Source organism: Arthrobacter sp. 10T425 (assembly GCF_056393985.1).
Window position 1 is genome coordinate 64006 of sequence record NZ_JBFTGZ010000010.1, and the last position, 11884, is coordinate 75889.

Genomic DNA, 11884 nt, shown 5'->3' on the forward strand with positions numbered 1-11884 from the left:
GCTAACAGCAGAACCGTCACATTAATCGGGAGGTAGTTGTGAAGAAAACGGATCGTATTGCCCGTGACTTGGAGCAGTCAGTCAGCACCGGAGTAGACAGCGCCAAGGATTGGGCGGCCCCGCGGGTTGAGGCTGCCGTGAACTGGGCTGTTCCCCGCCTGCAGCACGGACTGGACACCGCCTCTCCCAAGATCCAGGAGGGCCTCAAGTCGGCGGCCCACAATCTGGCCGGCGGCGTTGCCACTGTCACTCCCCGCCTTCAGGATGGCCTGGCTCAGCTGGCGCCGAGGATCCACGATGCCGCGGACAGCGCTACCCCGCGCCTGCACGAAGCTGTGGACAAGGCAGCCCCGGTCATCGCCAATGCACGCGACCGGGTTGTTGTCGAGTACCTGCCCAGGCTTTCCGACCAGATCGGGCAGGCTTCCGTGGCCGTCCACCGCACGTTGGAAAACGCCCCGGCCCACGTGGACGCCGTCGCACAGAAGCTTGTTGATTCCGGTGTTGTCACCGGCGTCCAGACGCAGGCCCAGGCCGTCAAGGGACACGCCAAGAAGGCAGGCAAGAACGCCAGCAAGAACATCAAGGCGGCCGCCAATGAGGTCACCAAGACGGCTAATGCCAAGCTCGCCAAGCAGCAGAAGCCCAAGCACCGCGGCCTGCTGATCTTCGGCATCATCGCTGCCGCCGTTGCAGCCGGTGTCGCCGCCTGGCGGGCGTCCAGGCCGGTGGAGGACCCCTGGAAGGTACCGACGCCGGTAAAGCCCGCCCCCACGGCCGCCCCGGCCGGCGAATCGCTGAAGGACGCCGCCGACAAGGCCGGTTCCGCGACTGTAGCGGCAGCGGACTCCGCGGCTGAGGCATCCAAGGAGGCTTCCGATTCCGCAGCCACCGCGGCGGACAAAGCCGCGGAAACGGCCAAGGACGCCGCCGGCAACGCCGCTGAGGCCGCCGACAAGGTTGCTACCGACGCCAAAACGGCCGTACGCAACATCGCGGCCAGCCTGAACAACGGCGCAGACAAGCCCGGCAAGTAGAACCTGGCCGGCACAGGCCGGCTGAGTCGAGACCCTGCGCCGGGCAGTCCCGCTGCCGGCAGGTGACCTGCACTCTCCCAAGGAGGGATTCCGCCACGGTGCGGGATCCCTCCTTTTGTTTGACGCGGCCTCCGCAGGCACGTCACGGTCCGGCTTGAAACGCCAGGCTAGATGCTAAATTTGTGGTGATGTCACCCCATAGATCACCCCAGGATGCCTTGCTCCTTGCTCCGCCGCCGGCTGTGTCTATCGTCATCCCGGCGTACAACGAGGAAAGCGTCATCCGGCAGTGTCTGATCGCCGCGGTTTACCAGTCGGTGCCCGCCCACGAAATCATTGTGGTGGACAACCTGTCCAAGGACCGCACGGCGGAAATCGTGCGGCAGATGCAGCTGGAGTATCCGGAGAGCCCGATCATCCTGCTCAGCCAGGACCGCGACCAGGGGCTCATCCCCACACGCAATTTCGGTTTGGACCATGCCACGGGCGATATCCTCGGCCGGATCGACGCCGATTCCGTGCTGGAACCGGACTGGGTGGAGCAGGTGCAGAAGGCTTTCGCCGACGAGTCTGTGCACGCTGCGACCGGTCCGGTGGTCTATTACGACATGCCCATGCGCCGGTTCGGGCTCAAGGCCGACGACAAAATGCGCCAACTGATGCTCAGGCTTGCCAAGCACCAGTATCACTTCCTCTTCGGTTCCAACATGGCAATGCGCCGCTCGGCCTGGGAGACCATCCGCACAGAAGCTTGCCGCGACGAGCGGGACGAGATGCACGAGGACATCGATCTGTCGCTGCACCTGGCCGACCACGAGCTCCGGATCCAGTACTGGCCGCAGATGATCTCGGGCATGTCGGCCCGGCGGCTGGAGGACTCGCCGCGGGATTACCGCTACTACGTGACGCGCTTTGACCGCACCTACAAGGCCCACAACGTCAAGAAGATGGCACTGAAGGCGCCCATGGTGGTCTTCTTCTCGGTCTACTTCCCGGCGAAACTGCTCCGTGCCATCCACACGGTCAACGTTCCCCAGCCGGCCCGCCGCGGCGGCCAATAGCGGCCAATGACGGCGGCCACGCGGCCACCGGGAGATGCGGCCGCCGGGAGCGGCCTAGTCGGTGCCGAGCTCCGCCAGCCGCTCTTCACCGGCTCCCTCGCCCGTTCTCCGGGCGGAGCGTGAGCCTCGCTGCCCCAGGACCACGACGGCGAGCCCCACTAGGATCATCGCCAGCCCCGCGTAGGTTCCGGCCGGCAGCGTCTCGTCCAGGAAGGCTGCGGCCAGGAGCGCCGCTCCGGGGATTTCCAGCAGGATGATCATGGACACCAGCAGCGGGCTCATGGTCGCCAGCAGATAGTTGAACGCGGTGTGCCCCACCAGCTGTGCGCACACGGTAATGGCGAGGATCCCCAGCCAGCCGGTGGCTTCGAACCCTGCCAGCGGCTGTCCAGCCAACAGCGCCATCCCCGCCACAATCGCGGCGCACATGCCGTAGCACAGGGTCGTATAGACGCCGGTGCCCATGCTCTGCCGCGCCTTGCCTCCGGCGAGCGTGTAGATGCCCGCCAGGGCGCCGCCGGCGACGGCCAGGAGATCGCCCACAAGCGCCTCGGGCGAGGAACCCATATCAAAACCGGTGATTGTCACGACACCGCCGAAGGCGAGCCCCAGCCCTACCAGGACCGGCCAGCGGAACCGGACTCCCCGGAAGAGTTGGAAGATCGCGATCCAGCCTGACTGAAGGCACACCAGCGCCGTCGCCGCCGCGACCGACGTCAGCTGCAGGGAGGTAATGAAGCACGCGAAGTGCAGGGCCAGGGCCACCGCCGCGGCGAGCGACCAGCGGAACTCGGCTCCGGTCACCTTTCCGAACTGACGGGGGTTGCGGACCACAACCGGACCGGCCATCACGACTGCTCCAATGGCGTTGCGCCAGAAAGCGATGGCGAGGGCACTGACCGACGTGGCGCCCAGCGTGGCGGCAATGAGGGGCCCCGACGAGGCCACACCCAGCACGCCTACGGCCGCAAGTAAGAAGTTCACGCTCCAACACTAATGGGACGGACAGCAGGGGCCCTTACGGCCGCTGCTCCTTGACGGGTGCATACCGCGGTGCCAATCTTAAGGCGCGGTCTCACGTTCCGGTCTCGCCATCATCGAAGAAGGAGACCATCATGGCGTCAATGATCCGCAAGAGCCTGGACAATCCCGAAGAGACGCGCCCCGTTGCCGAGGGCATGGGTCAGGTGGATCTCGTCAACCTCGAGGCCGGCCCGGTTGGACGGGCCACCTTCCTTCCGGGCTGGAAATGGTCAGACCACGTCAAGCCGATCGCCAAAACTGACAGCTGCATGGCCAGCCATACCGGCTACACGATTTCCGGCCGCATCAAAGTCGTCATGGACGACGGCGAAGAACTCGAATTCGGGCCCGGCGACTTCGGTGTGATTCCGCCGGGCCACGACGCCTGGGTCCTCGGCGACGAGCCCTACGTGTATATCGACTGGCAAGGGATGGCGGACTACGCCAAGCCGAAGGAGTGAGTGGGGAAGGCATGAAAAAAGCCCCGGACAGCGTTTCCGCTGTCCGGGGCTTTTCCTATGGTGGAGGCACGGGGACTCGAACCCCGAACCCCCTGCTTGCAAAGCAGGTGCGCTACCAATTGCGCCATGCCCCCATAAGAAGCAACCAGACAATCATACCCTAGGTCTGGAGAGCCGGTTTCCAGCTTCCATCCCCAGATTCCGGGCTAGTCAACCGTATCGGTTGAATTGCTCCAGACCACTTTCCGGGCTTCGGATTCCTGCACTTTCCTGTAGAGGAGGACGCCTGCGACCGTGGCTGCGATAACCAGCAACTTCTTCACATGCACCCCGTTCCGGTTCTGTCATGGACGAACCTTCACTAACCTCTGCCAGAACCAGTACAGGTTCCGTGGGCGTACCAGGACTTGAACCTGGGACCTCTTCGTTATCAGCGAAGCGCTCTAACCGCCTGAGCTATACGCCCCGATGCCTCATCGGGCCGAGATATGACTGTACAGCACATCCCGGCCCGATCTCAAATCGAGGCCTTTTTCCGCGGGAATCCGCGGAAAAGTACGGGAATTAGTCGTCCGTGAGGGTCACGCCGATGCCGCCGACGAGCGTCGCGGCAATGTTGTAGAGCACCGCCGAAAGCATCGACAACGCCGTTAGCAGCACCACATTGATCACGGCGATGATGGTGGCGAATGACGCCACCTGGCCCAGGGATGCCACCTTCTTCAATTCGAAGCCGCCGCCTTCAGAGCCGGCGAGGGTCCCGAGCAGGCTGTCCACCTGGTCAAAGATCCCGGTCAGGTCCAGGACGGTCCAGAGCACGATCGCCGCCACGACGGTGACGATTCCCAGCGCCACGGAGAGCAGGAAGGCCATTTTCAGCACGGACCAGGGGTCCACCTTGCTGACCAGCAGCCGGGCACGGCGCACCTTGGCCTTGGGAGCGGGCTTGATCAGCCCGGCAGTGCCTTGCCCGCCCGACTGGGCGGGGCGCTGACCCGGGACGGCGGGGCGCTGTCCGGGGACCGTGGGGCGCTGGCCGGGTGCGGCGGGCCGCTGGCCCGTTCCCGTGGGTGCGCCGGACACGCCGGGGCGCTGCTGCGGACGCGAGGGGGCGCCTACGCGCGGTGCGGCGGCGGGCTGCCGCACTCCGCTCGGCACGCCGCTGCTCGGCTTGGGATATGAGTCGGAATTACTCACTCGTTACCTCCGGTATTGTCTTCGTCCAGCTCGGCATTGCCTGATGACTCATCTGACTCCGGGGCCGGTACTGATTCTGCCGCTGCGGACTCCTCATGCAGTCCGCCATCTTCAGCCAACGTTACGTCATCGGGCGTGGATGCCCGATTTTCGGTCACGTCTGCGGTATTTTCGCCGGTGTCTTCACCGGCATCTTGACCTTCGGCCGGTTCCTCGACTTCGAGCCCGCGTTCGCTGTTGCGCGCGACGGCGATGATGCGGTCGTTCTTGTCCGGCTTGGCAAAGATCACACCCATGGTGTCGCGGCCCTTGGCCGGCACGCCGCTGACCGACGAGCGGACCACCTTGCCGCCTTCCATGACCACCAGGACTTCGTCTTCCTCGTTGACAATGAGGGCCCCGACGAGGTGGCCGCGTTCTTCCTGGTACTTGCCCACCTTGATGCCAAGGCCGCCGCGGCCCTGGAGGCGGTATTCCTCCACAGCGGTCCGCTTGGCGAAGCCGCCTTCGGTGACAATGAAGACAAACGAACCGTCCTGCACGACGTCGGCCGCCAGCAGTTCGTCGTCCTCGCGGAACTTCATGCCGGTCACGCCCGAGGTGGCACGGCCCATCGGGCGCAGCGCATCGTCCGTCGCGGTGAAGCGGACGGACTGGCCCTTGCGCGAGACCAGCATGAGGTCATCGGTCTCGGACACCAGCTGGGCCGAGACAAGCTCATCGCCGTCGCGCAGGTTGATGGCGATGACGCCGGCGGACCGGTTGGTGTCGTAGTCCTCCAGACGGGTCTTTTTGACGAGGCCGCGTTTGGTGGCGAGCACCAGGTAAGGGGCGTGCTGGTAGTCGCGCAGGTCCAGCACCTGGGCGATGTGCTCGTCCGGCTGGAACGCCATCAGGTTTGCCACGTGCTGGCCCTTGGCGTCGCGGCCGGCTTCCACGAGCTCGTACGCCTTGGCGCGGTAGACCCGGCCCAGGTTGGTGAAGAAGAGCAGCCAGTGGTGGGTGGTGGTGACGAAGAAGTGTTCGACGACGTCGTCGCCGCGCAGCTGCGCGCCCTTGATGCCCTTGCCGCCGCGCTGCTGCGAGCGGTAGTTGTCGCTGCGGGTGCGCTTGACGTAGCCGCCGCGGGTAATGGTGACGACCATTTCCTCCTCGGGGATCAGATCCTCGATGGACATGTCGCCGTCGTAGCCCAGCAGGACCTTGGTGCGGCGGTCATCGCCGTGCTTGGCCACGATCTCCGAGAGTTCGGTGCTGATGATCTCACGCTGGCGCTCCTCCGAGGCCAGGATCGAGTTGTATTCGACGATCAGGGCCTCAAGTTCGGCGTGCTTGTCCTGGATCTTCTGGCGCTCCAAGGCGGCGAGCCGGCGCAGCTGCATGTCCAGGATGGCCCGGGCCTGCACCTCGTCGATGTCCAGCAGCTCCATCAGCCCGTCGCGGGCCGCTTCGGTGGTGGTGGACGCACGGATCAGGGCAATGACCTCATCGAGCGCATCCAGCGCCTTGAGAAGGGCCCGCAGGATGTGCGCTTCCTCCTCCGCCTTCCGCAGCCGGTACCGGGTGCGGCGGGCAATGACGTCCATCTGGTGCGTGACCCAGTGCCGGATGAAGGCATCGAGGCTGAGCGTGCGCGGCACGCCGTCGACGATCGCGAGCATGTTGGCGGCGAAGTTGTCCTGCAGCTGGGTGTGCTTGTAGAGGTTGTTCAGCACCACCTTGGCCACGGCGTCGCGCTTGAGCACGATCACCAGTCGCTGGCCGGTGCGGCCCGAGGTCTCGTCGCGGAGGTCGGCGATGCCGGAGATCTTGCCGTCCTTGACGAGTTCGGCGATCTTGATGGCCAGGTTGTCCGGGTTGGCCTGGTACGGCAGCTCGGTGACCACCAGGCACGTGCGGCCCTGGAGTTCCTCGACGTTGACCACGGCGCGCATCGTGATGGAGCCGCGGCCCGTGCGGTAGGCGTCCTCGATGCCCTTGTGGCCCAGGATCGTGGCGCCGGTCGGGAAGTCCGGTCCCTTGACGCGCTGGATCAGCTCTTCGAGCAGCTCTTCGCGGCTGGCGGTCGGGTTGGCCAAGTACCACTGCACACCGTCGGCGACCTCACGGAGGTTGTGCGGCGGGATGTTGGTGGCCATGCCGACGGCGATGCCCGAGGAACCGTTCACCAGAAGGTTCGGGAACCGCGCCGGCAGGATGGTCGGTTCCTGGTTCTTGCCGTCGTAGTTGTCCTGGAAGTCGACGGTTTCCTCGTCGATGTCCCGGACCATCTCCATGGCCAGCGGCGCCATCTTGGTTTCGGTGTACCGCGGGGCGGCCGCGCCGTCGTTGCCGGGCGAGCCGAAGTTGCCCTGGCCCAGCGCCAGCGGGTAGCGCATGGTCCAGTCCTGGATCAGGCGGACCAGGGCGTCGTAAATCGCGGTGTCGCCGTGCGGGTGGTACTGGCCCATGACCTCGCCCACCACGCGGGCACACTTGTTGAAGGAGCGTTCCGGGCGGTAGCCGCCGTCGAACATCGCGTAGAGCACGCGGCGGTGGACGGGCTTGAGGCCGTCGCGGACATCCGGCAGGGCACGGCCCACGATCACGGCCATGGCGTAGTCGAGGTAGGAGCGCTGCATTTCGGTCTGCAGGTCAACCTGCTCGACACGGTCGGTCAGTACGTCGCCATCGAGGATGGCGCCTTCAAGGACGGGCTCGGAGCCGGCCGGCACCTCTGGTGTTTCGTCACTCATAGTCTATATTTTCCGTTTCAGGTATATATCAGTCCGGGCATATTCGGGGCTTGACTGCCCTCTAGATGTCCAGGAACCGAACGTCCTTGGCGTTCTGCTGAATGAAGTTTCGGCGCGATTCAACGTCCTCGCCCATCAGGACCGAGAAGATCTGGTCAGCCGCCAGGGCATCGTCCATCGTCACCTGCAGCAGGGTCCGGTGGTCCGGGTCCATGGTGGTGTCCCACAGTTCCGTGTAGTCCATTTCACCGAGGCCCTTGTAGCGCTGAATGCCGTTGTCCTTGGGGATGCGGCGGCCGGCGGCCTGGCCCGAGAGCAGCTTCGCGTCGCGTTCACGGTCGCTGTAGACGTAGTCGTGCGGGGCATTGGACCACTTGATCCGGTACAGCGGCGGCTGCGCGAGGTAGACGTAGCCGTTTTCGATCAGCGGGCGCATGTAGCGGAACAGCAGCGTCATCAGCAGCGTCGTGATGTGCTGGCCGTCGACGTCGGCATCGGCCATGAGCACGATCTTGTGATAGCGCAGCTTGGCGATGTCGAAGTCCTCGCCAATGCCGGTGCCGAAGGCCGTGATCATGGACTGGACCTCGGCATTGCCGAGCGCCTTGTCCAGCCGGGCACGCTCGACGTTCAGGATCTTGCCGCGCAGCGGCAGGATGGCCTGGGTCTCCGGGTTGCGGCCGCGCTTGGCGGAGCCGCCGGCCGAGTCACCCTCCACGATGTAGACCTCGCACCTCTCCGGGTTCTTCGAGGAGCAGTCGGACAGCTTGCCGGGCATGCCGAAGGATTCCAGCGGGCTCTTGCGGCGGGCGTTGTCCCGGGCCTTCCGGGCGGCCATGCGCGCCTGGGCTGCGGAGATGGCCTTGCGGATGACGTCCCGGGCGGGGCCGGGGTTGCGCTCGAGCCAGTCGCCCAGGCCGTCCGTGACAACGCGCTGGACAAAGCCCTTGACCTCGGAGTTGCCGAGCTTGGTCTTGGTCTGGCCCTCGAACTGCGGTTCGGAGAGCTTCACGGAAATGACTGCCGTCAGGCCCTCGCGGATGTCGTCCCCGGTGAGGTTGTCTTCCTTTTCCTTGATGATGTTCTTCTCCCGCGCATAGCGGTTGATGAGTGAAGTCATCGCGGCGCGGAAACCCTCTTCGTGGGTGCCGCCCTCGTGCGTGTTGATCGTGTTGGCGTAGGTGTGGACGCTTTCGGAGTACGCGTTGGTCCACTGCATCGCCATTTCCAGGGCAATGTGCCGTTCCGTGTCCTCGGTTTCGAAGGCGATGACGTCCTCGTGGACCACATCAACCTTCTTGCCGGAGTTCAGGTGCTTGACGTAGTCCAGCAGGCCGTCGTCGTACTGGTAGACCACGGTGTGGAATTCCGCGGCGATCTCACCTTCTGTGGGGACGGTGTCCAGGTCCAGGTCGTCGTCCTCGGACGATTCCTCCGGAGCGCGGCGCTCGTCCGTCAACGTGATGCGCAGGCCCTTGTTGAGGAATGCCATCTGCTGGAAGCGGGCCCGCAGTGTTTCGAAGTCGAAGTCGGTGCTCTCGAAGATGCTGGCATCGGGGTAGAACGTCTGGGTGGTACCGGTCTCGGTGGTTTCCTCGCCCTCGACCAGGCCGCCTTGCGGCTTGCCGCCGTCAGCGAAAGACATCCGCCAGACGTGTCCCTGGCGGCGGACCTCGGTGTCGACCCGGCTGGAGAGTGCGTTGACCACCGAAATGCCGACGCCGTGCAGGCCGCCGGAGACAGCATATCCGCCGCCGCCGAACTTGCCGCCGGCGTGCAGGATCGTCATGACGACTTCCACGGTGGGCTTGTGCTCGGTGGGGTGCATGTCCACGGGGATGCCGCGGCCGTTGTCGACCACCTTGACCCCGCCGTCGGCCTGCAGCACGATTTCGATGTGCGTGCAGTAGCCGGCCAGGGCCTCGTCCACCGAGTTGTCCACCACTTCATAGACCAGGTGGTGCAGGCCGCGGGGGCCGGTAGAGCCGATGTACATGCCGGGACGTTTCCGGACAGCTTCCAGGCCTTCAAGTACGGTGATGTCGCTGGCGCCGTATTCGCGCGATGTCGCGGTCCCCGACGGCGCCGCCACCGCAGCCTCTTGTTCCACCGCTTCCGCTACGTCTTCCACTGCCGGGATCTCTGCATTGTCGTTAGCCACAGGCGCTTTCGACTCCTCTATGTTCGTTGAAGGCCGGCGGTTGCCCCTTCCGTGGAAAAGGCTCCTGCCAACAGGCACGTCACTGACGACGCCGGGTGTTTCCGCTGACTTGGGGATCCCGTCCGCCGCACGCTGAAATTGCGTGGGAAACGGACTCAGTCAACGCTTCACCGGCGCCCAGTTATCTACACCGATTCTATCGTGTTATAGGGGCCAAACTTGCATTCCAGGGCGCCAAACGGGCGGGAAAGTGCCGCTGGGAGGGCGCTGGCTCCCCCTGCAAGGCTTTCGGGGTCCAGCCCTAGGGTTCCTATACGACTCCGGGAGGTTCAAGCGCCCTACACGCCGCTTGCGGATTTTTCAAGGGTTTTTGCAAGAAGTGCTTCAGATCCGGTGCCCGCCATTGGGCCGGGGCTATCCGTACGTGTCGCGGGGACCCCGGCCGTTGACCGTCCGGAGGCCCTTGCGCCAGCTCGGGGCGGCGGGTCCGAGCACCTGGATGCTGGTGACGACGCCATCGCCAAGCTCGGTCCGGAATTTTTCCAGCAGGCTGCTGCTGAGCAGCCGCAGCTGGGTTGCCCAAGCCGTGGAATCGGTCCGCACATGCAAGGTGGTGTCGGTAAAACTCTCGGGAGTGCAGTGCGCCGAGATCTCCGGGCCCACCAGCACGGCCCACTGCGCCATGACGGACCCGACGGCCACCGGCGAGCTCCAGCCGCGTTCGGCCACGAGGCGTCCCACGACTTTTCCGAGGCCCAACGGATCCCTGCCGGTACCGTGGAATTGGGAGAACCCGCGGGTTCCAGCGCTGCGGGCAGGCTTTTGGGTACTGCCGGGCCGCGGCGGCGCCTTTCGGCGGATTTCGCCCCGGGCCGCGGCGGCGTCGCGCATCCGGTTCAATGCGGCCTGCGCGGCATCGATATCGTCGGGGTCACGGCCGGGCTGCAGGCCGCCGTCGGTATCCTTATTCATCGATTTTCCTGCTCATCGATTCCTCCCGGGATGACCTTCACCCGCCGTCCGGTCAGCTCTGCCGGGATATCGTCCTCGACGGCGGCAGTGACCAGCACTTGCTCGGCGCCGGATACTATTGCCGCCAGTTTACGCCGCCGCTGGACGTCGAGTTCGGCAAAGACATCGTCCAGAATCAGGATCGGGGGCGAGCCGCCCGTGCGGGCATCGTCGAGCATGACGTAGTAGGAGGCCAGGCGCAGGGACAGGCACATGGACCAGGTTTCCCCGTGGGAGGCGTAGCCCTTGGCCGGCGCCGATCCAAGCACGAGCTCAAGTTCGTCGCGGTGTGGCCCGACCAGCGAAATTCCCCGTTCCAGTTCCTTGCGCCGGGCTGCGGCGAAGGCCTGGATGTAGCGGTCGGTGAGCTGCTCGACGGAGAGCAGGCGCAGGTCTTCCGCCGGCGCGGCCTCATCGGCTGCGGTTCCGTCCGCAGGCCTGGAATCCGCTGGTCCTGAGGTGGCGCCGTCGTCGTCCAGGCTGTCCTGCAGCGAGGAACGGTACACCGCAGAGGCCTCCTTGGAGCCGTCGGTCAGCTGCGCGTAGGCGTTTTTCAGGTGCGGTTGCAGCCGGTCCACCAGCTCCAGGCGCGCGTGCAGCAGCTCAGCCCCGGCCCGGGCCATGTGCTGGTCCCAGACATCGAGCGTTGCCTCGTGGCCGGTGCTGAATTTTCCGGCGCGGGCCGACTTGAGCAGCGCGTTGCGCTGCTTCAGGACCCGGTCATAGTCGCTCCTGGTCGCGGCGTGGCGCGGCATGAGGCTGACCAGGAGCTCGTCCAGAAACCGGCGGCGGCTGGACGGATCGCCCTTGACCAGCGCCAGGTCCTCCGGCGCGAAGAGCACCGTCTGGCAGATCCCGAGCAGGTCCCTGGCACGGACCGGATTGCTCCGGTTGATTCGGCCGCGGTTGGCCCGGCCCGCGTTGATTTCCAGCTCCAGCACGGTGGACTGCTCGCCACGGACCAGCTTGGCCCGGATCATGGCCCGCTCGGCACCGAACCGCAACAGCGGCGCGTCCGTGCTGACCCGGTGCGAGTTGAGCGTGGCCAGATACCCGATCGCTTCCATCAGATTGGTCTTGCCGATGCCGTTGGAACCCACCAGCACGGTGACTCCGGGCTCAAGGCTGAGATCGACCTGGGCGTAGCTGCGGAAATCGGTGAGCGAGAGCTTTTCTAGGTACACGCGGGATTCAGGAC

10 protein-coding genes and 2 tRNA genes are annotated in these 11884 nt (G+C 65.3%); 3 read left to right on the forward strand and 9 right to left on the reverse strand.

Annotation, left to right across the window (positions count from 1 at the left end):
• The first annotated feature begins 38 nt into the window (after nucleotides 1–38).
• Both AC1DDH_RS13170 and AC1DDH_RS13175 read left to right on the forward strand, forming a co-directional pair.
• Entirely contained in the window at nucleotides 39–1037 is a 999-nt protein-coding gene (locus AC1DDH_RS13170) for a hypothetical protein (RefSeq protein WP_476955591.1), read from the forward strand.
• Nucleotides 1038–1225: 188 nt separating this feature from the next.
• Nucleotides 1226–2098: a glycosyltransferase family 2 protein gene (locus AC1DDH_RS13175; RefSeq protein WP_223914864.1), complete on the forward strand. Its 873-nt coding sequence runs from the start codon at nucleotides 1226–1228 to the stop codon at nucleotides 2096–2098.
• Between the two features lie 54 nt (nucleotides 2099–2152).
• On the opposite strand, the gene AC1DDH_RS13180 is transcribed toward AC1DDH_RS13175, so the two are convergent.
• Nucleotides 2153–3082, reverse strand: a complete 930-nt coding sequence (locus tag AC1DDH_RS13180; RefSeq protein WP_476850708.1) for a DMT family transporter — start codon at nucleotides 3080–3082, stop codon at nucleotides 2153–2155.
• A 131-nt stretch (nucleotides 3083–3213) separates the two neighbouring features.
• On the opposite strand from AC1DDH_RS13180, the gene AC1DDH_RS13185 reads away from it, so the two are divergent.
• Entirely contained in the window at nucleotides 3214–3582 is a 369-nt protein-coding gene (locus tag AC1DDH_RS13185; protein ID WP_028275348.1) for a cupin domain-containing protein, read from the forward strand.
• A gap of 58 nt (nucleotides 3583–3640) precedes the next feature.
• Here the strand turns inward: AC1DDH_RS13185 and AC1DDH_RS13190 are convergent.
• The 8 genes from AC1DDH_RS13190 to recF form a co-directional block, all read right to left on the reverse strand.
• A tRNA-Ala gene (locus AC1DDH_RS13190) sits at nucleotides 3641–3716 on the reverse strand.
• A gap of 72 nt (nucleotides 3717–3788) precedes the next feature.
• The gene (locus AC1DDH_RS13195) at nucleotides 3789–3911 is read right to left on the reverse strand and encodes a DLW-39 family protein (protein WP_308288829.1); all 123 of its coding nucleotides are present in this window, start codon (nucleotides 3909–3911) and stop codon (nucleotides 3789–3791) included.
• A gap of 63 nt (nucleotides 3912–3974) precedes the next feature.
• Nucleotides 3975–4048, reverse strand: a tRNA-Ile gene (locus AC1DDH_RS13200).
• Nucleotides 4049–4146: 98 nt separating this feature from the next.
• Nucleotides 4147–4779, reverse strand: coding sequence for a DUF3566 domain-containing protein (locus tag AC1DDH_RS13205; protein ID WP_476955592.1), 633 nt, complete (start codon nucleotides 4777–4779; stop codon nucleotides 4147–4149).
• Nucleotides 4776–7514, reverse strand: coding sequence for a DNA gyrase subunit A (gyrA, locus tag AC1DDH_RS13210; protein ID WP_476850707.1), 2739 nt, complete (start codon nucleotides 7512–7514; stop codon nucleotides 4776–4778). The genes AC1DDH_RS13205 and gyrA overlap by 4 nt, the downstream gene beginning before the upstream one ends.
• Nucleotides 7515–7575: 61 nt before the next feature.
• Complete coding sequence (gyrB, locus tag AC1DDH_RS13215; RefSeq protein ID WP_374706707.1) at nucleotides 7576–9675, reverse strand: DNA topoisomerase (ATP-hydrolyzing) subunit B; 2100 nt, start codon at nucleotides 9673–9675, stop codon at nucleotides 7576–7578.
• A 414-nt stretch (nucleotides 9676–10089) separates the two neighbouring features.
• A complete protein-coding gene (locus AC1DDH_RS13220; protein ID WP_223914868.1) occupies nucleotides 10090–10647 on the reverse strand; it encodes a DciA family protein in 558 nt (185 codons plus the stop codon).
• On the reverse strand, nucleotides 10644–11870 hold the full coding sequence (gene recF / locus AC1DDH_RS13225) for a DNA replication/repair protein RecF (RefSeq protein WP_476870306.1): 1227 nt from the start codon (nucleotides 11868–11870) through the stop codon (nucleotides 10644–10646). The genes AC1DDH_RS13220 and recF overlap by 4 nt, the downstream gene beginning before the upstream one ends.
• Nucleotides 11871–11884: the final 14 nt, after the last annotated feature.

What these genes read in the sequence shown, in the direction of transcription:
- AC1DDH_RS13220 (WP_223914868.1), bottom strand. Translation starts at nt 10,647, where the DNA reads ATGAATAAGGATACCGACGGCGGCCTGCAGCCCGGCCGTGACCCCGAC.
- AC1DDH_RS13175 (WP_223914864.1), top strand. Translation starts at nt 1,226, where the DNA reads ATGTCACCCCATAGATCACCCCAGGATGCCTTGCTCCTTGCTCCGCCG.
- AC1DDH_RS13185 (WP_028275348.1), top strand. Translation starts at nt 3,214, where the DNA reads ATGGCGTCAATGATCCGCAAGAGCCTGGACAATCCCGAAGAGACGCGC.
- gyrA (WP_476850707.1), bottom strand. Translation starts at nt 7,514, where the DNA reads ATGAGTGACGAAACACCAGAGGTGCCGGCCGGCTCCGAGCCCGTCCTT.